The sequence below is a fragment of the Catalinimonas alkaloidigena genome (assembly GCF_900100765.1).
In the GTDB taxonomy this organism is placed as follows: Bacteria; Bacteroidota; Bacteroidia; order Cytophagales; family Flexibacteraceae; genus Mooreia; species Mooreia alkaloidigena.
The window spans coordinates 287,595-309,870 of the sequence record NZ_FNFO01000001.1; the positions used below are offsets into that span (position 1 = coordinate 287,595).

A 22,276-nucleotide genomic window follows, 5' to 3' on the forward strand; every position below is an offset into this window, starting at 1 on the left:
TTCGGGGCGGCGCGTGTTATTCCTGGCGCAGGCTGTCGACCGGGTTGGTCTGCGCGGCCCGCATCGACTGAGCACCGATGGTCAGGAGGGCCATCAACAGCACCCCGATCCCCGGCACGGCAAACAGCCAGATGCTCAGCGGAATCTGGTAAGGATAACTCTGCAACCATTCGGTGATGAAGTAATTGGCAACGGGCACTGCGACCACAAAGGCGATCAGCAGCAGGCGGAGGTAGTCTTTGGAGAGCAGCACCAGGATGCCCGCCACCGATGCGCCCAGCACCTTGCGGATGCCGATCTCTTTGGTGCGTTGCAGGGCCGTGTACGAGGCCAGCCCGAGCAGACCCAGACAGGCGATGAAAATGGCGACGCCGGTAAAAATGTTAAACAAGGTCGACAGGCGGGTCTCTTCCCGGTAATACGACGCGATGTTCTTGTCCAGAAACGAGTAGTCGAATACATATTCGGGAAAGGCCTCTTGCCACGCCGCTTTGGCTTGTGCGAGGGTAGCCTGAAGGGTTTCGTACGTCCCGCCCGGGGCGAGTCGCAGGCTGGCCGCCTGAAGGTTGACGTTGAACATGAGCCCGAGCGAACCCACCTGCTGGTGCAGCGACTGGGTGTGGTAATCCTGAATTACACCGATGATGGTAAACCGGTCGGCTCCCTGGATCAGCTCCTGCCCGAGGGCATCGGCCGGTGACGAAAACCCCAGCGCCTTGGTCAGGGTTTCGTTGAGAATGATCCGGTGGAGGCTGTCGGTCGAGTCGGTCGGCCGAAAGTTGCGGCCCGCTACTAACGGAATTTCGTAAAACGGGAGGTAGCGATCGTCCACGAAGTTGACCTGAAACACCAGCGATTCGGTTGGCGGTGCCTCTGCCCGACGGATGTCCGTGGCCTGGCTTTCCCACCCGACCCCCGCCGGGGAGGCCATCGAAAAGGTGACGTCTTGTACCTGCGCCAGGCTCGACCATTGGTTACGCAGGGTATTTAAGAGTTCCGGAGAGCGGCGAGGGAGCTTGATCAACAGAACGGATTCCTGGTTAAAACCCATGTTGAAATTCCGAAAGTAGCGCATCTGTTGCACCACTGCCAGTGTGCCCATCACAAACACCAGCGCAATAAAAAACTGGAGCGTCACCAGGCTGCGGCGCAGCAGACCGTTGCTTCGGTGAGTAGCGGCCACTTGTTTTTTCAGGGCCCGGATGGGCGAGAAGCCTGACAGCACCAGCGAAGGGTAAAAACCGGCCAGTAACGTGACGCCCGCCACCAGACCGGCTCCGGTCCGCCAGAGCCACGGTTCTGTCCACAGCGCCTGCGGCTGTTCTACGTGGGTTAACGCAACAGCCTGCGCCAGAACGAGCTGCGTCGCCAGCAAAGACAGAAGCGCGGCCGGCAAAACCAACAGAAACGTTTCCAGCATAAACTGGCCGACGAGTTGTGCCCGCGCCCCGCCCAGCGCTTTGCGTAGCCCGACTTCGCGGGCTCGCATCACGGCCCGCGCCGTCGAAAGGTTGATGAAGTTGATGCAGGCCATCAGCAGGATGAACGCCCCCACGAGGGCCAGGGTCCAGAGGGTCTGCGGAGGAACCGTCCGGAAGTTGTAGTTGCCGAAGCGCGGATCGGTGTGAAGTTCGGAAAGCGGCTGCAATCGGTAGATGCGGCTTTCGGCCAGATCGGCGGGCACGTTCCGGGCGTGTGCGGCTTTGATTTGCGCATTGGCCCGGGTGGGGGGCGTCCCTTCCCGGAGGCGCACGAAACACATGTACGCGTCGCTGACCCCATACCAGTCGTTCTTTTGATCGCGCAGCACCTGGTCCAGCGTAGCGTGCGAGATCAGCACGGTAAAGGGCAGATCCGTATTGGCCGGAAAGTCGGAAACCACCCCGGTCACCTGCAAGTCGTACTGATTGTCGATCCGCAGCGATTTTCCCAGGGCATCCTGATCCGGAAAATACTTCTGCGCCAGCGTTTCGGTCAGTACTACCGCAAACGGCTCGGCCAGTGCCGTGGCCGGATTGCCCGCCCGCCACCGCAACCCCGTCTCCTGAAAATCGAATATCTCAAAGAACGTGGAATCGACTACGGCACAGCCTCGTTCCTGAAACCGTTCGGCAATGGTGCCGTTGGGGCCGTATACCCCAATCTGCGCCCCGCCCAGGTCCAGCATGGCGGTCACCGCTTCCAGCGAGGGCACGTCGGCACGGAGGGCATCGGGCACGGGAAAGGAGACGCCGGTACGAAACTCGGTTTCTGCGGCAGAGACACGCACCACCCGGTAAATCCGGTCGGCCTGGGAGTGAAACTGATCGAAACTCAATTCGTAGCGCACCACCACGCCGAGCACCAGCGCGAAGGTCAGGCCCAGCGTCAGGCCGACGAGGTGAATGAGCGAAATCGCAGGCTGCTTGCGCAGCGTACGGAAGGCGACTTTCAGGTAATTGCGGAGCATGGCACAGGGGAAAGGTCTACCAGGAAGGTCTGTAGTTTCCGGGAAAGATGCCAGCGTTTTGCAGCCAGGCGAGTCCTCTATGCAGGAAGCGGCAGGGAAAGTCCTTACCCATTCGCTGTCAGCTCAACCAAGGGGCGCCGGGTCTCGGCAGACCGGGTCTCGCCAGACCTCCTAGCTCTTGAGAAAAGCTTTCTCCTGTTGATGAAGATGGCGAGTTTTATCGGCTTCATGTCGCGTTCATGTCCCGCCCCACCCCTTACAAACAGCATTGTCATCTCGAACGTTAGTGAGAGATCTCGTTCCAAAAGATAGAAGATCTCTCCTGTTGTAGAGATGACAATGAAGAAATAAAGAGAAGGAAAGAGTAGAGCGCGGCCTTTCCGTTGGTTCGGCCTCCCGTCTGCGGACCTCCGGCCTCCCTAGGGCAACTCCTTGATCATGATGTTGCGGAAGTAAATGGGTGCGCCGGCGTGTTTGCCCTGAAACCCGATGTAGCCCCGCGTGGGCAACGTTGCCCAGGGTTTGTTGAGCCAGGACGGAATGTCTTTGCCGTCTGGGGTTTTCGAGCCCGAAGTCCACTGCGTCAGGTCGATCTCGTTCACCTGCTGGCCGTTGAGCAGAATCCAGATGCGGTTGTCCTGGCAGGTAATGGTGTACTTATTCCATTTGCCCGGCTTTTTTACCGCGCTTTGGGTCGGCGCTTTGTGTCCGAAAAACGCCCCGCACTGCCAGCTCGGGTCCGCCTTGCTCCACTCTTCCGAATAGTCGTCGGCGATCTGCACCTCGATGGAGTTGGGAATCCAGTTGGCCGTATCGCTGCAATAGACCACCACGCCGCTGTTGGTGCCGTCGGCGGTTTTAAATTCCAGGTCGATGATGAAGTTGTCGTAGGGGCGGTTGCTCCAGATGTTGAGGTCTTCGGTGGCGGTCAGCACGCCCTTCTCCATGCGCCAGATGCCCGTCGGGTAGGCCGCGTCGGACAGGTCGGGTTGGAACAGGGGTTTCCAGCCGGGCTGTCCGGTGTCGGGGTGTTTCTGGGGGGGCACCTGTGCCGTTACAATGCCGCAGGAAATCAAAAAAAGAAAGCAGGGGAAAAGGATTTTTTTCATGAGATTGGAAAAGCAAAGCGGCAAAGTAACGGGCGGCGGCCAATCCGGCAACGCAACGAGTAGTTCGCGGCCGTGGTGCGCTCTCTATACAAGATTGCCTACAGACCGATGTTCCACCTTCGTTTTTTCGGGTTGGGCCTGTGCCTGAGTGCCTTGGTGGCCTGCCAGCCTTCCCGTTCGCCTTCTTCTATGACCCAAGACACCACCGCTACGCCCACGCGCGGCACGTACGCCTACGACGTCGATTTTCTGAAACAACACACGCACCAAGTGCTGGAACTGATCCGGGGCGACGCCCGGGTGCTGCTCTCGGCCGACTACCAGGGACGGGTGATGACCAGCACCGCAACGGGCACCAACGGCACGAGCTACGGCTGGCTGAACTACGACCTGATGGCCTCGGGGGCGCGGAGTGCGCAGTTCAACCCCGTGGGGGGTGAGGAGCGTTTCTGGCTGGGGCCGGAGGGCGGTCAGTATTCTGTTTACTTCGCGGAGGGCGCTCCGTACGACATGGCGCACTGGCAGGTGCCCGGCCTGATTGAAACGGTGGCTTACGAGGTGGTGGAGGCAGACGACCGGCACGCGGTGTTCACCAAAACGGCGCAGCTCACCAACCACAGCGGCACCCGGTTCGACCTCGCCATCCGGCGCGCGGTGACGCTCCTGTCGCGTCAGGAACTGGGGCAACGCCTGGGCGTTGCCCTGCCCGACGGGGTGGCCACCGTGGGGTACGAAACCGACAACCGACTGACCAATGCCGGTCCCACCGCCTGGACGGAAGAAGAAGGCCTTCTGTCGATCTGGCTCCTGGGCATGCTGACGCCCTCCCCGCAGACCAAAGTAATCGTGCCGTTCCGTCCGCGCCCCGACGCCGCTGCGCACATCACCGACACCTATTTCGGCACCATTCCCGACGACCGCCTGCAGCGCCTCGACAGCGTGCTCGTGCTGACCTGCGACGGCCGGTTCCGCAGCAAAATCGGGATGACGCCGGTGCTGTCCAAAGGCGTGGCGGGGAGCTACGACTTTGCCCGCAACCTCCTGACCTGCATCTTCTTTCCGGTCGAAGAAAACGGCCTCTACGTCAAGTCCACCTGGGAGCACCACGACCACCCGTACCGCGGCGACGTGGTCAATGCCTACAACGATGGGCCGCTTGCCGACGGCTCCCAGCTCGGGCCGTTCTACGAACTGGAATCTTCGTCGGCCGTGCGGCCGCTCCTGCCGGGCGAGACCCAAACCTATCGCCAGGTCACCTGCCATTTTCAGGGCGAGTACGCAGCCTTGCGGCAACTGGCGCAACAGCTTCTGGGCGTAGACCTCGAGCAGGTGAAGTAAGAGGCGGCGCTGCCCCGACTGATCACGGGCCGTCACCACGTAGTGGAGTCTAGTTTCAGACCCGCAGCGTAGTCGTGCGCCAACTACAAACTTTTGGGCTTCCTACTACCAGAAGCGTACGCCAGCGCGTAGTTTCGTTTTCCAACCACTACCATTCCGGCATGACCTTGTACGAACGATACCTTCACGGCGAAACCAGGCAGGTGTATGACGAAATTCTCGACTTAGGAGAAAACGCCTTTGAGTCCGACACGTTGGCCTACATGGATCGGGTTTTCTCAGAAATGTTCAGGCGTGTAGCGCATAACCTGAAGGTGATTCGACAGAAGTTGGCGCATCTCGGGTACCAGCTTCATCGCGAGCGTGCTGCAACGTACGAGCGTCCTCTGGTGGAACCTTTTCCCGCTACGGAATCGCTGTTGCAAACGCTTGATGAGGCCGTTCGCCCCTACGGATATGTGCCGCGTTCGCTGCACCATTTCTACCGGGCGGTAGGGGGCGTGAACCTGGCCTGGGATTACCAGCGCTTCCCCACGCTGCTGTGGGAGCGTACTGACCCGGTGCAGATCGCAAGCCTGGATGCGTTGGTCGAAGAAGTGACGGATGATTACTGGGAAGCATCGACCCGTGAAGCCGTGGCAATGGAGGAAAGGGCTTGCCTGGAACTTGCGGCCGATGTGTACCACAAGGATAATGTGAGCGGTGGTTCTGCGTATGCGCTGGAAATTACTTCAATGCCGAGTATGGACAGCTTTTTCCGCCATGAGCCTCACGAGACGACCTTTGTCAACTACTTGCGACTGAGTTTTAAGGCATGTGGTTTCCCCGGTATGCAGGGGAGGCAAGACGAAACGTATCAGCGATTCTGCCAGAAGGTAAGGCCACAACTACTGGAGATTTGATCGTTGTACAAAGCGAATGCTCTTGACGATCCATCCGTTTGGGATCTATGGAGAACAAGATTACATCTTACTACAGGATGGCGATCTACAGCTATCTCGCTCCTTTTGTATTGCTTGGTCTCTATATGCTCGACAGTGCTAACCGTCGAACTAACGGACATGGTTTTCTTTGTCTTCTTCATGATGAGTTTACTACCGTTCGGGTGTGTCGGCTTGGTTTTCACCGTACGCGGCCTCCGGTTAGCGTTCCAGTTGAGGGATCCCCTCAAAAAAGATACGGTTATGCCAACCTGGTCATGTGGAAAGAGTCAAGCAATTTTATAATTAGAGAAGATCAAAAAAACTATATTATTTTAGCGAAATGAGGGTTGTGATTTCGTCGGATCATGTAGATAGCCAAGGAGATCTTATTACAAAACAAGGTCTCGAATCGGCAGCTGACATAATAAATGGTGATCGTAAAGTTCGCTATAGTGTAGAGCATATGACTGGATTACCACCATTAGGTAAGATAGTTAATGCAGAGGTTATTGAATCGGAAGGACATCATTACTTAACAGTAGAGATGCTAAAGTATGATGTTTATGAAGAGATCGAATGGGATAAGGATTTGGTAAAGGCTAGCTGTTCAAGTAATGACCAACCACTGAACGAGCCCGATTTTGATATTTCTTCACAAATAAAAGTCAGTCTAGATGAAGCAAACTTTGAAACTCGTGCTGATTTTGAAGAATATATTCAGGTCCTGAAGCAAAGTAATTTAGATATCGAAACAGAATCATTTTTAAGAAAGTCTATTTTCAACGACCCTGAGATTATTGTAAAGATTGCAGAGTACTACTTTATTTATAAGTTTTTGAGATCTGCCCTTGATAAAACGGTAAATAAGATTTCAGATCAATTATCAGACAAGTTTGCTGAAGACACAATAAAGCTTTATGACTTTATAAGGCAATCAGTAAAAGAATTACTGGTAAAAGCTATTCCTAAAAATCGTCCAATCAGTTATGTAATAAAGATTTCTGGTAACCCAGAGGTGGAACTATTCGCCAGTATAAAAGAACCTGATTTACTTATGAAGGCGCTAGAATTTGATGAACTCACAAATTTGAAGCACAAAATAACGGAGATAAAAAACAAGATTGTCTTTGAAAAAATACAATTTGTGTTGACTAAGACAGGAAAATGGGAATTTAATTTTCTTCTAACTAACAAAGGTGAAGCCGTAGGCCGAAAATCTTCTTTTAGAAAAAGAGATAGAATGCTTGAACTCGTTATCGATAAAACAACACCCCGGCTTCCTCATGATGACGCAAATGGGGGATTTGGTTAAATGTGGTTAAATGCCCTATGCACAGGCCTTTCACCTCTTCAGACTGGACGTGGGGCGTTTGCGTTTGCTTGTGTTTGCCTGCGTAAATGCGTAATTACGTCGTACCGACGGAGTGTTTTTCCGGTCCCGTTAAGGTTGTGAAATGACGGAGCAAAGAATTCTGGACTACATTACGAAGTACATACCGCTGACCGAAGAGGAGAAAGCCGCGGTGCTGAAAGAGACGCCCTACAAAACCTTCTCTAAAGGGACGCATGTGCTGCGGCAGGGCCAGGTTTCCAGAGAATGCTATTTTGTTGTTCAGGGGCTGGTGAGGCAGTATGAACTTGTCGACGGCGAAGAAAAAACGACGTACTTCTATTCTGAAGGAGAGGCCATTGTGGCCTTTGACAGCGCTTCTAAAAAAGTACCCTGTCTGTTCAATTGGGTCTGCGAAGAAGAAACCATGCTGGTGATCGGGCGGCTGGATCAGATCGACGAAGCATACGCCAGAAATCCTAAGTTGGAGAAAATGTCGGGTCTTTTTATTCGTGCGGAGTTTGGGAAGTACCAGAATTTGAGTGCCACGTTCATCACGTTGACGCCCGAGCAACGCTACGTGCAACTGCTGGAGCAACGCCCCGACCTCATCCACCGCGTGCCGCAGTACCACGTGGCGAGCTATCTGGGGATCAAACCCGAAACCCTGAGCCGCATTCGCAAACGCATTGCTCAAAAAAACTAGTTTTTCAACCGGGCAAGAGAGTGGCCATTCTTTTGCGTTTCACCCAGAGCCAACCGCCCAGCGACAACTCGGCGAACGTCATGGGAATGATAAAGAGTACGATGATGACGGTTTGGACCACAGTAGCCTCAGGGGTGAACAAAAGTGCAAGGCTGTTCAGGCCGTAGCCGATCCCCGCCGCGAAAAGCACCCACACCACCACCCTGGGCATTTCTGGCACGTTGCGTAGCAACCAGCCCAGGAGAATCAGGTGCAAACCAAAGAAGATCAGCCCGAGGGCAAAGCCCATGTGTTGCAGCTTCAGGAACTGCATTGCCGTATGGGCGACTTGCAGGTCGACCGTCTCGGTCGGTGCGGCAGCGTACAGGTCCCTGGCCAGGATCAATCCGACCAAAGCAACCCCTTGGAAGGCCGCATAAAGAAGACGCAAACTCGTCATCAGGAGGGCGACAAACCGATGAAGGGTGACGAAAAGGGTGCAAAACGCCACCGACAGCACCACATCCAGAAATGTGATGACGACAAACGCGAAAATGCCTGCGCTGAATAGGCCCAGGGCAGGCCGAAGGGTCGTGTAGGTAGCCACCGGATCGTTCCAGTGAATCAGCGAGGCCCGCACCCTGAATTCTGCAAAGAGGCCCAGTGCAAACATTAGGACAAGGCTGATGCCGACGATGGTAATGAGCTGTACTTGCCCGACCTGGCGTTCGGGGCGGGTCATAACGTGGATGGTGTCCATATTCGGTTTTGTTTGGAGGCAAGTTGGCCTCGCAATGCCGGCATGTCATTGACTTAAATCAAGAACGGGACGGCCGGTCAAAACCAGAAGAACACGAGAAGCAGCGAGGGGTGCAGGTCCGGTTGCGTATGTTGTGCAGGTCATCAGAAGCTGACCGCTGTTCTGGGGCTGCCCCACTAAAAACCCCCCCCTTCCTCGTAATGACGAAAGCGGGGGTTTTTCTTTGACTCTATTTATAATCTACGCCAAGGCGCCGGCCTTTTCGACCCAGCCTTTCACCTCGTCGAGGGTGGGCATGGAGAGGTCGAGTTTGAGTTTTTTGCGCTTGCCGCCCAGTTCGTTGAACAGCTTGTTCGGGTTTGCGTCGCGGAAGGCGTCCAGGTTGGCGAAGTTCATCTGCTGCAAGACGGGAATCCAGCCCTCGGGCACCCCCAGTTCCTTAAACTGTTCGGGCGTCACCACGTCGGGGCGTTTTTCCGGCTTCATCTGCGGGAAGAAGAGCACGTCCTGAATCGAGTGCTGGTTGGTCATGATCATCGACAGGCGGTCGATCCCGATGCCCAGCCCGGCCGTCGGCGGCATGCCGTATTCCAGCGCGCGCAGAAAATCCTCGTCCAGCACCATCGCTTCCTCGTCGCCGCGGCGGCCGAGTTCGAGTTGCTCTTCGAAGCGCTTCCGCTGGTCGATGGGGTCGTTCAGTTCCGAGAACGCGTTGCAAATTTCCTTGCCGTTGCAGATCGCCTCGAAGCGTTCCACCAGCCCTTCCTTGCTGCGGTGGCGCTTGGCGAGCGGCGACATCTCGACCGGGTAGTCGGTGATGAACGTCGGTTGAATCAGGTGCGGCTCGCACTTCTCCCCGAAAATCTCGTCGATCAGCTTGCCTTTGCCCATCGTCTCGTCGACGGGCACTTCCAGCTTCTGCGCGGTCGCGCGAAGGGCCGCTTCGTCCATTTCCGAAATGTCGATGCCCGTGAAGTGCTCAATGGCCTCGAACATGGTGTAGCGCTGCCAGGGCCGCTGGAAATTGATGACGTTTTCGCCGACTTTTACCTCGGTGGTGCCGTGCAGGTCCATCGCCACCTTCTCCACCATCTCTTCCACGAGGTCCATCATCCAGGCGTAGTCCTTGTAGGCCACGTACAGTTCCACCTGCGTAAATTCCGGGTTGTGGAAGCGGCTCATGCCCTCGTTGCGGAAATCTTTCGAAAACTCGTATACACCGTCGAAGCCCCCGACAATCAGGCGCTTGAGGTAGAGTTCGTTGGCGATGCGCAGGTAGAGCGTGGTGTCGAGCGTGTTGTGGTGCGTCTTGAAAGGCCGCGCCGCCGCCCCGCCGTAAATGGGTTGCAGGATGGGCGTTTCGACCTCCAGGTAGCCGTGTTCGTTCAGGTAATTGCGCATCGACTGCACCAGCTGAGTCCGCTTGCGGAACACGTCGCGCACGTGCGGATTCACAATCAGGTCCACGTACCGCTGGCGGTAGCGCAGTTCCGGATCGGCAAAGGCGTCGTATTCCTTAAGCACGTTGCCCTCGGCGTCTTCCTCGCGTTTCACGACCGGCAGCGGGCGCAGCGATTTGGTCAGCACCTTCAGCGACGTGACGTGGATGGAGATTTCGCCGGTCTGCGTGGTGAAGACGTAGCCCTTGATGCCGATGATGTCGCCGATGTCGAGCATCTTCTTGAACACCGTGTTGTAGAGCGTCTTGTCGTCGCCGGGGCAGATGTCGTCGCGCCGCACGTAAATCTGGATGCGGTCGGTCGCGTCCTGAATTTCGGCAAACGATGCGCTGCCCATGATGCGGCGGCTCATCAGCCGCCCGGCAATCGAGATGCTTTTGTAATCGGTTTTGCGGCGCTCGTAGTTGCGGTGGATGTCCTCGGCCGTGACGTTGACGTCAAACAAATCGGCCGGGTAGGGGTCGATCCCCAGTTTCATCAGTTCCTCGCGCTCGTGGCGACGGCGTATTTCCTGTTCGCTTAAGGACATGGAAGTGGTACAATTTCAGGTGGAACGGTCTTTTTAAGAATTTCTACGGAAAAAAGACCGTGTATGATCAATAAGCTGCAAAGCTACGCAGAGGTTTGAAAAAAGTCGGAAAAAATGGGGGCGGGGGGGATCGGTCACACGTTGCAGGTCGCAGGTTCGGTTGCGTTGCCTTCTAAAAGCGATTAGTCGATTTCATCATTTAGAAGCTGTTCCAGCACTTCGCGGTTGCGGAGTTGCGGATGCCATTTCGTGACCACGCCGTAGCTGAAAAATCCACTGGCCATTCGGGTGCTGTCGGCAATCAGGTTTTCCACGTTGCTGTAATAATCACCGAGGGTGCCGTCCTCCCGCCGCATCTGGTAAGTTGCCGCCGGATTGATGTAGGGGTCGGGGAGGTACTTTTCCAGTTGCAGGCGGGCAAATTCTACCTCAGAGGGAAGTGCCGTCAGGTCGTAAAGGGGGATCGGACCTTGATGGGTGGTGCAATCGAAACAAACAAGCAGTTGGTCACCTTGCTGAAGGGAATAAGAGACCGGAATCTCTAGCCCTACCAGCGATTCAAATCCCCCCATATCCAGAAAGACCAACGTATCGCCCTCCGCAGTAGCCACTACCATAGCGGTCGTCAGGTAGTCGCTCGGCATGATGAGTTCTTCCTGCACAGAGAGTACTTGACCTTGTGTGGAAATCCGTTGAGGAGAAGGCTCTTCCTCTGTCTCGGGTGCGGCAGCTGCGATAGTGCGGGTAGACTCTTCAGAAACCGAAGGTGGAAGTATAGAAAGGGCTTTGATCGTATCAGCGCCACTTTCCTCAGAAAGCGTGCTGGTCTTTCCGCAGGAGAGCAACAGCAACGTTGATACAAGAAAAATAACGTTTCGCTTCATCAAGCTAACAGGATAGCGCACTACGCAATACCGACAATTTTACGGAAAGTTTCGCGCGCTCAAGTGCACTAGCTATGCCTGAGCTTTCCGCCTCGCCAGTTCGCGTTGGATGAGGGTAAACTCCCGGCTGCTTTGGCCCGCTACGGACGTATTCTCGTCGGCGCGACGGATCAGGTACGGAATCACGGCCTGGACCGGACCGTAGGGCACATACTTGGCGACGTTGTAGCCAGCGTGGGCCAGGTTGTACGAGATGTTGTCGCCCATGCCGTAGAGTTGGGCGAACCAGACGCGCGGATCGTTCGGCGCGATGCCGTGCTTTTCCATCGCCGCGGCGAGGTAGTAGCAGCTGTACTCGTTGTGCGTCCCGGCGCAGAGCGAGATGCGTTGTTTCTCGTTCAGGCAGAACAGAAGCCCTTTGTGGTAATCGTGATCGGTCGCCTCTTTGCTGGGCTGAATCGGGTCGGGGTAGCCTTTGCGTTCGGCGCGGTCGCGTTCCTTTTCCATGTAGGCACCGCGCACCAGCTTCGCGCCAAGGTAATAATGGTGCATCACGGCCTGGTGGTGCGCCCGGCGGAGTTTGGCCAGACCGGCCTTGGTATAAAGCTGGAAGGTGTTGTAAACCAGGGCGCGCTCCTGGTTGTATTTCCGCATCATGGCGTAGGCCACCTCGTCGATGACGTCCTGAATCCAGGTTTCTTCTCCGTCGATAAAGACCGGTACGCCGTTGGCGTGGGCCGTACGGCAAATCCGGTCTACGCGCGCTTCCACCCGTTGCCACGCTTCCTGTTCCTTGGCCGAAAGGGGCTCGCCCGCTTGTTTCTTTTTCAGCAACAGAAACGACGCCACGCCCGTCATTTTAAAGACCGTAAACGGTAGATTCGGGGTAGTTGCCGCTTTCTCGATTGTGGCGATGGTTTCGCGGGTCGTCTGTTCGAATCCCTGTTCCGTCTTTTCGCCTTCGACCGAATAATCGAGGATGGTCCCGATGCCGTACTGCGCCAGGCTTTGAATGGTATGCTCACAGTCGGCGATGGTTTCGCCGCCCACAAAGTGGTCGAAAATGGTGGCCTTTACCAGTCCTTTCACTGGCAGGTGCCAACGCAGCGCCCGTTGCAAAATGCCCGTCCCGAGGTCGGTAAGCCAGGGTTGATTTATGGCCGCAAACAGCCAGTAGGTCCGTCGCAACTCACGGTCGGATTTGGACGAAAACGCGATCGACGTATCGTCGAACGAGAGGGGCGGCGCGGGGAGAGCGGGCTCCGGTTGCGCAAGCGGATTCTGCATACGTGTATAACCGCAAAGCGGCGCGCAAAGTTAGCGGAGCGCGCGCATTATTCCGTCACAACGGGCCGTGGCAGGTATACTATTTTGGAGCTGATCAACTTTCTGATGGGTGATAGAAGCCAACGTCCGACTCCTGGTGCTGAGGCGATGATTGGCTTGCTTCTCTTGCCTGTCATGCTGAAAGCCTCTCTTTGGCTTTGAAGATAAATAGGCTTGACGGGTTGGAAGAGGCTTTCAGCATGACATCAACGTTGAATCTCTTCTACCGCAAGCTTGAAGCCGCGCCGCGCAGGCTTGCGGGTAAAATCGTGCATGCCTTCGTAGCACAGTTTTCAACATGCGTACGTTGAAAACCGGGTCGAGGACGCCTAGTCGCGTAAACGTGCAATATTTCCTACCACAAACGGTCCGTTGTGGCGGTTACGCTTTGCTGCGCGCCGCTAACGCGCCGTAGAGACGACAAGACGTAGGCATTCGACCTAAAAATTGCCGGCGCGGATGATGTCGGCGAAGACCCCGGCGGCGGTGACTTCAGCCCCAGCCCCGGCTCCCTTCACGATCAGTGGCCGTTCCTGGTAACGTTCCGTGGTGAACAGCACCATGTTGTCGTTGCCTTCTACCTGGAAAAACGGGTGCTCCGGCCCCACGGTGCGGAGGCCACAGGAAAGCTTGCCCTCTTCGTACGTGGCGACGTACCGTTGGCGTTTACCGGCTTTTTCGGCTTCCTGACGCATGTTTTCAAAGTGCGCGTCGTAGTTGGGCAGAAGCGTGAAGAAAGCGTCGACCGTGGCGGCTTCGCGGCAGTCTTCGGGCAGGAAGTTGTGAAGCACCACGTCCGACAGTTCCAGGTGCGAACCGGCTTCGCGGGCCAGAATCAGGATCTTCCGGGCCACGTCCACGCCATTCAGGTCAATGCGCGGATCGGGTTCGGAGTAGCCCAGCCGTTGTGCCGTTTTCACCACGTCGCTAAAGGCCACGCCTTCTTTGTGTTCGTTGAACAGGTAGTTGAGCGTGCCCGACAGAATAGCCTCGATTTTCAGAATGCGGTCGCCGCTCTGAATCAGGTCCTGGAGTGTGCCGATCACAGGCAGGCCCGCGCCCACGTTGGTTTCGTAGAGGAAGCGCACGCCGCGGCGGGAGGTCATCTGTTTCAGGCGCTGGTACCGGTCGTAGGGACCGGAGCAGGCAATTTTGTTGGGCGTCACGATCGAGATGCCGTGGCGTAGCGCCTCTTCGTACAACTCGACGATGGCGGCACTGCCCGTGCAGTCGATCAGAATGCTGTTGCTGAGGTTGAGGGCGTGCATTTCCCGCGCAAAGACGGCCGGATCGGTCGGCTGGCCGGAATCGTCGCCCTGTTCGGGCCACGACGCGAGGTCGAACCCGTCTTCGGCGAGCTGCATCCGGCGGCGGTTGGCGATGCCCACCACGCGAATGTCGAGGCCGTGGGCTTCGAGCAGGTGCGGACGCTGGGCGTGGAGCTGGTTCAGGAACGTGCCGCCCACCGTGCCCGTCCCGATCAGGAACAGGTTCAGGATTTTGATGTCGGAGAGGAAAAACGCTTCGTGGACTACGTTCAGCGCTTTGCGAATGTCGTCCTGTTCGATCACGCACGAGATGTTGTGCTCGGACGAACCCTGCGCAATGGCACGGACGTTGACGCCGTTTTTGCCCAGCACCGAGAACAGCCGCCCCGCCACGTTGGGCGTGTTGCGCATGTTTTCGCCGACGATGGCCAGGACGCTGAGGCCGTCTTCCACCAGAATCGGGTCGACCTGTCCGTAGGCCAGTTCCGTCTTAAATTCTTCCTGCAATCCCTGTTGGGCGCGTTCTGCGTCGGCCGGGGTGATGGCGACCGTGATCGAGTGCTCGGACGAGGCCTGCGTGATCAGAATGACGTTGACCTGATGGAGCGCCAGCGCGCTGAAGAAGCGCATCGCGATGCCCGTCACACCCACCATGCCGCTGCCTTTGAGCGACACCAGCACGATGTGGTCGATCGACGAAATGCCCTTGACGGCGCGTTGCTGGTCGTCCGAACGGTCGGTGATCAGCGTGCCCTCCGCTTCGGGACGGTGGGTGTTTTTGATGCGCAGTGGAATGTTGCGGGCCAGCACCGGTTGCACCGACGGTGGGTAGAGCACCTTCGCTCCGAAGTGGGAAAGTTCCAGCGCTTCGAGGTAAGAGAGGCGCGGCAGGGGGAACGTCCGGCGCACCTTGCGCGGGTCGGCGGTCATCATCCCGTCCACGTCGGTCCAGATTTCCAGCTCTACGTCGGGCAGCGCCGCCGCCACAATCGACGCGGTGTAGTCGGAGCCGCCGCGTCCCAGTGTGGTGGTTTCGCCTTCGCGGGTGGCGGCGATAAAACCGGGCATCACCACGACTTTGGCGTGCGACGGAATGGCCTCGGCAATGCGGGCGTTGGTCGCACCAAAATCGACGCGGGCGTTGTTGAAGTTCCGGTCCGTGACGATCAGGTTGCGGCTGTCGAGCCATTCGGTCGGCAGGCCCTGCGTGGCGAGGTACTGGCTGATGATGCGGCTGGAGAGGCGCTCGCCGAAGCTCATCACAAAATCGAGGCTCTTGGGCGTCAGTTCACGCACGAGATAAAGCCCTTGCAGCACGTCTTTCAGTTCGTGGAGCAGCCCGTGAATCGTCCGGGAAACCTCGTCGGCCTGGGGTGCATCGAACAACGCACGGATGCAGTTGTCGTGGCGTTGGGTGAGTTGTTCCCACTCCTGGAGGTAGCCTGCGTCGCCACTTACGGCCTGACGCGCCAGCCCGATCAGTTGATCGGTGACTTTCGACATCGCGGAGAGTACCACGACCACCGTCGAATTCTCCTGATATGCTTGTTGGACAATGCTTCCTACCTGTTTGATTTCCGAAGGACCCTGCACGGAAGTTCCTCCAAACTTGAGCACTTTCATCTTAACCAGTGACTGTTTCGCGACCGTCCACCGACGGTATGTTTATCTAAATGGAGGGCGAAATTGGGAAGAAATCGGAAGAATCCCGCGCCAATCACCGTATTTTATGCGGCAGGGTTTCCAAAGTGGCAACGCCAGTGTGTCCCTCAGTCCTGATCAGGGTCTTTTAAAAAGCTGAAAACGTTGTTTACCGATTCGGCCAGGGTCGGGTGGGCAAACATGCCTTCCTGGAGTTCGATGTAGGGTAATTTGCCGATCATGGCCACCTTCAGCATGGTAGCGAACTCGCCGCCTTCCGTGGCCAGAATAGCGGCGCCCAGCAGTTGTTTGCTGTCGGCATCGACCAGAATTTTGAACAACCCTTTGGGCTGCCCCGTCTCCTGCGCCCGCGCGGCGTAGGCGGCCGGCATCGTGGCGACCTGGTAGCGGATGCCTTTTTCTTTGACTTCTTTTTCGGACATGCCGACGCGGCCCAATTGCGGATCGGTAAACACCGTGTAGGTCAGGATGCGGTCTTGGGTGGTGCGCTGGCCGTGCTCAAACAGGCGGTTGCGTACGATGCGGTAATCGTCATAGGCGACGTGCGTAAAGGCCGGGCCACCTTTGATGTCGCCCAGCGCCCAGATGCCCGGTACGGCGGTTTCCAGCCGCTCGTTGACGGGGATGTAGCCTTTTTCGTCCAGCGTCAGGCCCGCGTTCTCGACCTGAAGGGCCTTCGAATTGGGGCGGTACCCTACGGCCAGCAACAGATGCGAGCCGGTCAGCCGCTCCGGCCCGTTGGGCGTGTTCAGCGTCGCTTCCAGGCCTTCGGGGTGGGGCTGTACGCGCTTGAGCTGGGTGTGTAGCGCTACGCGAATGCCCTCTTCTTCCAGAATCTGTTGCAGGCATTCGGCCACGTCGGGGTCTTCTTTGCCGAGAAGCTGGTCCGTCGCTTCGATAATCGTCACGTTGCTGCCCAGCCGCCGGAACAGTTGCCCGAACTCCAGGCCGATGTAGCCGCCGCCCAGCACAATCAGGTGGTGGGGCACTTCTTCCAGCTCCATGATGGACGTGGAATCGAGCGGCGTGATGGTGTCCAGCCCTTCCACAGGCGGATGCAGGGGAGAGGAACCGGTGTTGATGAAAATTTTGGGCGCATTGAGCCGTTGCGTTCCCCCGTCGGCCAGGGTTACCTCCAGCGTGTACTGGTCCACAAAGTGGGCTTCGCCCCGGACCAGCGTGATCTGATCGTTGCCTTCCAGCCCTTCCTGCGTGCTGTGGCGAAACTGATGGACAAGGGCATCTTTGCGCGCCTTGATCTTCTTCATGTTCACCCGGAAGTCGTCGACTTCGATGCCGTAGGCGCGGCTATGACGTACCTGGTGCGCCACTTTTCCGCTGGCAATCAGTGTTTTGGCCGGTGTGCATCCCCGGTTGATGCAACTGCCCCCCACAACGTCGCGCTCGACGATGGCCACGCGCTGGTGATGGGCCGCAAACGATTTGGCCAGGGGATTTCCGGCCTGGCCGGTACCGATGATGATGGCGTCGAACGACTGGGGAGCAGACATAAGTGGAGTTCAGGTTGGGTGTCGATGGATAGTAACGGCGGAGGCCGGAGAATTGTTGATCGAAATGCGGTCGGGGATGGCGCGCCGAAGTTTCTAAAGGCACACGCCAGCCGTCTGCCCGGGGCTACGGAATGGCCTGTGCCGGTTCGGGTGTTTTAACCTGTTGCAGGTTGCGAAGCCGCAGGTACACCAGCGTTCGGATCGTGGCGCAGGGCTGACCCTGGGCGTCCAGCGCCTGTACTTCGTGCCACTTCTGGAAACGTCCCTCGGTCTTCAGTGCCCGTTCTGCCTCGTGAACCTCCGCCTCGGTTACGGCAAAGCGGAGTCGTAGGTGCGTGTGTCCTGGGCGGTGGTAATCGATTTCGGCACTTTTCAGCCAGGCTTCCGTAGCAAGGCCCCGGTGGGCCATCAGCTGCCAGTAGAGAATGGCGTGGTACGGATCGGCGGCGCTGAAAATGGTACCTCCGAAAATGGTGCCCTGCAGGTTTTTATTGAATAACGACTTGCGTACCAGCACCTCCATCTGCTGGTAATCGGCCGAGAGGTAGGTAATGGCAATGCGGTTGAAGAACAGGGGCGGAAAACCGTTGAGCATCAGTCGGGTGAAACGCGCGGGTAACTTCATAGACGTTGGCGAGCGGTTTGGGAGGTTACAGGTTGAAAGGTTGCAGGTGTAGAAGGTTGATCGGTTGGCGGCGGTCGTGAGCGCAGGTGGAAGACCTTCGTACTCTGTACATTGACGTTGTTGTGCGTATCTCTTACCCACTACCTCTCTATTGCTTACGCGAACGCGCTGGTTCCGATGCGTTTCCCACCGAAAAAGCATTTGCGTAGGAACGCTTCCGAAGTGGCGCGACCGACACAAAAGAGATCTTCCCGGCACCGCCTAATTTTAACTCACCAGTTTTAGAAGTGCTTATGAAGATGGTGAACGCAAACTCCTGGAGTCGGTTTTGGATCTGTATCCTGTGTTGTCTGGCCTTTCGGGCCCATGCGCAAACTACCCCGTCGGGGGCGGTTGTGCGTATTCAAACCTTTTCAAAATCGGGTACGCTCCTGCGAGAGGGGGTCGGCGTTCTGACCGACGCACGCGGCACCGCCTTTACCCACCTGGACGTATTGCGCGAGGCCCAGAGTGCGAAGGTGTTCGTGGCCGACAGCCTCGAGTTGCCCCTCGAAGAGGTGCTGGCCGACGATCCGGCCTCGGGCCTGGTGCGCTTTCGGGTGGCCCTTCCGCGTGAGGTAGTGTTGAGTTTGCCGACGATTGCCACCGCCTCTGAAGATAACATCACGTCGTCGACGCGATCTTACGTCTTGTCGGACCGTACCGCACACCAGGCGGCCACGTCCGTAAAGCTGCACCGCGAAGTACCGGGATGGGGCGCCGTCTGGCTGTTGGGAGAACGCATTCCCGGCGATCAGGCCGGCAGTCCGTTACTCAACAGCAAAGGCGAAGTTGCCGCCCTCGCCACGGCCGGCTCCTATGCTGTGGACATTCGCCGGCAGGGCAGTATGGAAGCCCGAAAACTCTCGCTCGCCGACTGGAACAAGAAACTGGCGTATCAGCCCGATTACATTCCGGCCCTGGCTGCCTACGCCGCCGAAAACTGGCGGGAAACCATCGCCCTGATGAGCAAGGTCGTTACCGCCCGCCCGGCCGATGGGTGGCCGTATTATTACCGGGGCATGGCGTATGCCGCTCAGAACCAACACGCTCCGGCGGTAGAAGACCTGACCAAAGCCCTGAAAGCGGGTGTGACCGAACCGGCGCTGTACCTGGCGCGTGGCCGGGGCTACGTAGCTCAGAAAAAGGGCGAAGCGGCCATTGCCGACCTGACCAAAGCGCTGAACCATAACTTGGGCGATGCGGACATTTACGCCGAATTGGGCCGCTTGCAAGGCGAGCGCGAACAGTACGACGCAGCCGTCAGCGCCTACTCCGACGCCATTGCGCACGGCTACAAAGACGCCAGTGCCTATGCCCAACGCGGGAAAGCCTACTTCATGCTGAAACGCTACAAAGAAGCCAATGCCGATCTCGACGCGGCCATTCAGGGCGGCAAAGACGAGGCCGAGACCCGCTACTACCGGGGGCTGACGCACTACGCACTCAAAAACTACCCGGGCGCCATCGCCGACCTGACCAAAGCGGCCGAACAGGGCAAGAAAGACGCTGCGCTTTATACCGCGCTGGGCGACGCCAAATTTGTGCAGAAGGAGTGGGAGGGCGCGCTTTCGGACCTGAACCGGGCGATGCAACTGGGCGCTACCGACGCCACACTTTTCTACCAGCGCGGACAAATCTTCTATGGGCAGCAGAATCACCGCAAGGCCGTAGACGATTTCAAGCGCGCACACGAAGGGGGCGTGAAAGAGACCGCACTGCTGACCCAGTGGGGCTTGTCGTTGTACCACATCAGTCAGTGGAACGACGCCGTCGATAAACTCAAGCAGGCGCAGGCGGCCGGAGCCAAAGGCGCGGAGCTCTCCGCGGCGATGGGCCATGCGTTCGTCGAACTGAAAAAGCCGGAAGAGGCGCTGCCGCACCTGGGGGCCGCCATTCAGCAAGGCACAAAAGAAGCGCAGATCTACCGCGACCGGGCCGATATTCTGCTCTGGCAGGAAAAGCCGAAGGAGGCACTGCCGGACTACACCAAAGCCCAGGAGCTGGGCATGGACGATGCGCTGCTGTTCATCAACCGGGGCAAAGCCCGTTTTCAGACGAACGATATGCCCAATGCGCTGAAAGATTTCAACGAAGCGCTGCGACGTGACGACAAAGCCGGGCGTGCCTACGAGATGCGGGGGCTGATTCAGTTCGCGCTGAAAAACTACGATGCCGCCATCGAAGACCTGACCATCGCCGAAAAGAACGGCCAGAAAGGCCGCGACCTGCGCCGGGCCCGAGGGCTGAGCCGCTTTGAAAAGAAAGACTATGCCGGGGCGGTCACCGACCTGAAAGAAGCGGTGGTGCTGGGTGTGGACGAGGCAGAGGTGTTCCGCGCCTTGGGAACGGCCCAACTGGAGACGGACGATTTTCAGCACGCGGAGGCCAATCTGAGTGAGGCCATGCAGCGGGGCGTGAAAAACAAAACGATTTTTGCACAACGGGCCCAGGCCCGGACAGGACTGCGGAATTACCAGGGTGCAATCAGCGACTGGTCGGAGGTAATCAAGCAGGATGCCGCCGCCGGCACGGCCTACGCGGAACGCGGTCGGCTGAAATATACCGAGAAAGACTACGAAGGCACCATTGCCGACCTGAAACTGGCCGAGCAGAAAGGTCAACAGGCGCCCGATCTGCTGGCCTTGCGAGGACTGGCGTCGTACGAAAAGAACGATTTTCCGGCGGCGGTCGCTGACCTGAGCCGGGCCACGGCAACCACGCAGGACGGCGACTGGCTGTATGCGCTGGGGAATGCCCAGTTCCGCACCGAAAAATATGCTGATGCCATCCAGAGCTACACCAAGGCCGCTCAGGCCGGGAAGAAGGAAGCGATTCTGTACAACAACCGCGGGAAAGCACGGCACCTGACCGGCGACGACGCAGGTGCCATGACCGACTACACCGAAGCTCTGCAACTGGATGCCCGCTATGCCAAGGCCTACGAAAACCGCGCGTTTTCTGCCTTGAAACTGGAAAAATACGCGGAAGCAGCTGCCGATCTGGCAAAGGTCCATGAGTTAGGACAGGGCGATCAGGAGACCTGGTCGCAATTGGGCAAAGCGCAGTTTCACCTGAAGGCGTACGAAAAAGCCACCGAAGCCCTGGCAAAAGCCATCAGCAGCGGAGCACAAACCGCTGACAACTACCGCATGAAAGGCATGGCGTACTACGCGCTGAAAGATTATCCTCACGCGGTGACCGACCTGCGCAAAGCCACGGAACTGGGCGCAAAAGAAACGGAAGTGTTCGCGCAGCTCGGGCACGCGGAACTGGCTACCGGCGACTTCAAAAATGCGGAGGCGAGCCTGACGAAAGGCTTGGCCGCCGGCGGCACCGATGCGTTGAAAACGTGGCGTGGGCAGGCGCGCTTTCACCTCGGATTGTACGACGGCGCGCTCGAAGACCTGTCGGGTACCCAAGATCCTGAAGGATGGCTGTACCTGGGAGCGGTGCGCAACCGTCTGGGCCAATCCGACCAGGCGCTGCAAGCGCTGCAACAAGCTGCGAGTGCGATGAGCGACCGCCCCCTGTTACATTACGAACTGGCCTACGCCTATCGTAAGCTCAACAAGACGGGCGAAGCACTGTCGGCGCTGGACAAAACACTGACGATGAATCCCGACCAACTGGATGCATACCTGCTGCGTGGGCGTATCCACTTCGATCAGGAAAACTGGCAGGCGGCCGAAAAAGACTTTAGTGCCGTGCTGGAACGCGACGGCGAACACGTCGATGCGTTTCTGTTCCGGGGCCAATTGCGCACGCAACTGGAGCGCTACGAAGGCGCCATCGAGGATTTCGACAAGGCGTTGGGACGGCAGGAGTCGCGGGAAGGCTACCTGGGTCGGGGACTGGCTGCCTATCGGTTGAAAGACTACGCTACCGCCACTCGCGACTTCGACTGGGTATTGAAAGCTCATCCGGACGATACGGTAGCGCTGTTTTACCGCGGCGATACCCGCCTGGAAGAGGAGCGGGCCAGCGAGGCCATCCACGATTTCGATCGGTTGCTGAAACTTAATCCGCAGCACGTCGAGGCACTGGTGCGCCGGGCCGAAGCGCGGTACCTGATGAGCGATAACCAGGGAGCCATCGCCGACTATTCATCGGCCGTGACGCTGACACCGAACAATGCCCGGCTCTACTACCTGCGTGCCATCCCGAAAATGGACCAGGACGACATCAGTGGAGCTATCGAAGACTACAGCAAAGTGATCGAACTGATGCCGAGCAGTCCTCAGGGGTACAACAGCCGCGCCAATGCCCGTTTTCAGGCGCAGGACGCTGAGGGGGCGTGCGCCGACTGGCAGAAGGCCGCTCAACTGGGCGATGCCGCTGCCAAGGTAATGATGAAGCAGTATTGTCGTTAGAGAGA

Annotated in this window: 14 protein-coding genes; 5 read left to right on the forward strand and 9 right to left on the reverse strand. The window is 57.7% G+C overall.

Translation table 11 applies throughout. The annotated features are described in order from the left end of the window. Positions 1-16 precede the first annotated feature (16 nt). Both BLR44_RS01210 and BLR44_RS01215 read right to left on the reverse strand, forming a co-directional pair. Positions 17-2,449, reverse strand: a complete 2,433-nt coding sequence (locus BLR44_RS01210; protein ID WP_089678094.1) for an ABC transporter permease — start codon at positions 2,447-2,449, stop codon at positions 17-19. Between the two features lie 419 nt (positions 2,450-2,868). Then, positions 2,869-3,558 carry a 3-keto-disaccharide hydrolase gene (locus tag BLR44_RS01215; protein ID WP_089678096.1) on the reverse strand — a complete coding sequence of 230 codons (690 nt, stop codon included), beginning with the start codon at positions 3,556-3,558 and terminating at the stop codon, positions 2,869-2,871. Between the two features lie 108 nt (positions 3,559-3,666). Between BLR44_RS01215 and BLR44_RS01220 the strand changes: the two genes are divergently transcribed. The 4 genes from BLR44_RS01220 to BLR44_RS01235 all read left to right on the forward strand — a co-directional run bounded on the left by BLR44_RS01220 (position 3,667) and on the right by BLR44_RS01235 (position 7,855). Continuing rightward, complete coding sequence (locus BLR44_RS01220; RefSeq protein ID WP_089678097.1) at positions 3,667-4,896, forward strand: DUF6786 family protein; 1,230 nt, start codon at positions 3,667-3,669, stop codon at positions 4,894-4,896. Between the two features lie 161 nt (positions 4,897-5,057). Next, positions 5,058-5,798: a hypothetical protein gene (locus tag BLR44_RS01225; RefSeq protein WP_089678099.1), complete on the forward strand. Its 741-nt coding sequence runs from the start codon at positions 5,058-5,060 to the stop codon at positions 5,796-5,798. Positions 5,799-6,159: 361 nt separating this feature from the next. Further along, positions 6,160-7,131 carry a hypothetical protein gene (locus BLR44_RS01230; protein ID WP_089678101.1) on the forward strand — a complete coding sequence of 324 codons (972 nt, stop codon included), beginning with the start codon at positions 6,160-6,162 and terminating at the stop codon, positions 7,129-7,131. A 142-nt stretch (positions 7,132-7,273) separates the two neighbouring features. Next, the gene (locus BLR44_RS01235; RefSeq protein ID WP_089678103.1) at positions 7,274-7,855 is read left to right on the forward strand and encodes a Crp/Fnr family transcriptional regulator; all 582 of its coding nucleotides are present in this window, start codon (positions 7,274-7,276) and stop codon (positions 7,853-7,855) included. A 4-nt stretch (positions 7,856-7,859) separates the two neighbouring features. Here the strand turns inward: BLR44_RS01235 and BLR44_RS01240 are convergent, their stop codons facing one another. The 7 genes from BLR44_RS01240 to BLR44_RS01270 form a co-directional block, all read right to left on the reverse strand. Beyond that, positions 7,860-8,594: a DUF4386 domain-containing protein gene (locus BLR44_RS01240; RefSeq protein ID WP_089678105.1), complete on the reverse strand. Its 735-nt coding sequence runs from the start codon at positions 8,592-8,594 to the stop codon at positions 7,860-7,862. Between the two features lie 240 nt (positions 8,595-8,834). Continuing rightward, entirely contained in the window at positions 8,835-10,583 is a 1,749-nt protein-coding gene (gene lysS, locus BLR44_RS01245; protein ID WP_089678108.1) for a lysine--tRNA ligase, read from the reverse strand. A gap of 182 nt (positions 10,584-10,765) precedes the next feature. Further along, positions 10,766-11,245: a hypothetical protein gene (locus BLR44_RS01250; protein WP_089678109.1), complete on the reverse strand. Its 480-nt coding sequence runs from the start codon at positions 11,243-11,245 to the stop codon at positions 10,766-10,768. Between the two features lie 294 nt (positions 11,246-11,539). Continuing rightward, positions 11,540-12,754 carry a proline dehydrogenase family protein gene (locus tag BLR44_RS01255; RefSeq protein ID WP_089678110.1) on the reverse strand — a complete coding sequence of 405 codons (1,215 nt, stop codon included), beginning with the start codon at positions 12,752-12,754 and terminating at the stop codon, positions 11,540-11,542. 479 nt (positions 12,755-13,233) lie between these two features. Next, the gene (thrA, locus tag BLR44_RS01260; protein WP_089678111.1) at positions 13,234-15,684 is read right to left on the reverse strand and encodes a bifunctional aspartate kinase/homoserine dehydrogenase I; all 2,451 of its coding nucleotides are present in this window, start codon (positions 15,682-15,684) and stop codon (positions 13,234-13,236) included. 146 nt (positions 15,685-15,830) lie between these two features. Further along, on the reverse strand, positions 15,831-17,234 hold the full coding sequence (locus tag BLR44_RS01265) for a mercuric reductase (RefSeq protein WP_089678113.1): 1,404 nt from the start codon (positions 17,232-17,234) through the stop codon (positions 15,831-15,833). A 124-nt stretch (positions 17,235-17,358) separates the two neighbouring features. Next, positions 17,359-17,859, reverse strand: coding sequence for a PaaI family thioesterase (locus BLR44_RS01270; RefSeq protein ID WP_176955854.1), 501 nt, complete (start codon positions 17,857-17,859; stop codon positions 17,359-17,361). A 395-nt stretch (positions 17,860-18,254) separates the two neighbouring features. Here BLR44_RS01270 and BLR44_RS01275 point away from each other — a divergent pair, with 395 nt between their 5' ends. Beyond that, a complete protein-coding gene (locus BLR44_RS01275) occupies positions 18,255-22,271 on the forward strand; it encodes a tetratricopeptide repeat protein (protein ID WP_176955855.1) in 4,017 nt (1,338 codons plus the stop codon). Positions 22,272-22,276: the final 5 nt, after the last annotated feature.

Excerpts from the sequence above, each read along its gene's own strand:
- BLR44_RS01210 (WP_089678094.1), bottom strand. The coding sequence starts at position 2,449 with ATGCTCCGCAATTACCTGAAAGTCGCCTTCCGTACGCTGCGCAAGCAG.
- BLR44_RS01215 (WP_089678096.1), bottom strand. The coding sequence starts at position 3,558 with ATGAAAAAAATCCTTTTCCCCTGCTTTCTTTTTTTGATTTCCTGCGGC.
- BLR44_RS01220 (WP_089678097.1), top strand. The coding sequence starts at position 3,667 with ATGTTCCACCTTCGTTTTTTCGGGTTGGGCCTGTGCCTGAGTGCCTTG.
- BLR44_RS01225 (WP_089678099.1), top strand. The coding sequence starts at position 5,058 with ATGACCTTGTACGAACGATACCTTCACGGCGAAACCAGGCAGGTGTAT.
- BLR44_RS01230 (WP_089678101.1), top strand. The coding sequence starts at position 6,160 with ATGAGGGTTGTGATTTCGTCGGATCATGTAGATAGCCAAGGAGATCTT.
- BLR44_RS01235 (WP_089678103.1), top strand. The coding sequence starts at position 7,274 with ATGACGGAGCAAAGAATTCTGGACTACATTACGAAGTACATACCGCTG.
- BLR44_RS01240 (WP_089678105.1), bottom strand. The coding sequence starts at position 8,594 with ATGGACACCATCCACGTTATGACCCGCCCCGAACGCCAGGTCGGGCAA.
- lysS (WP_089678108.1), bottom strand. The coding sequence starts at position 10,583 with ATGTCCTTAAGCGAACAGGAAATACGCCGTCGCCACGAGCGCGAGGAA.
- BLR44_RS01255 (WP_089678110.1), bottom strand. The coding sequence starts at position 12,754 with ATGCAGAATCCGCTTGCGCAACCGGAGCCCGCTCTCCCCGCGCCGCCC.
- thrA (WP_089678111.1), bottom strand. The coding sequence starts at position 15,684 with ATGAAAGTGCTCAAGTTTGGAGGAACTTCCGTGCAGGGTCCTTCGGAA.
- BLR44_RS01265 (WP_089678113.1), bottom strand. The coding sequence starts at position 17,234 with ATGTCTGCTCCCCAGTCGTTCGACGCCATCATCATCGGTACCGGCCAG.
- BLR44_RS01270 (WP_176955854.1), bottom strand. The coding sequence starts at position 17,859 with ATGAAGTTACCCGCGCGTTTCACCCGACTGATGCTCAACGGTTTTCCG.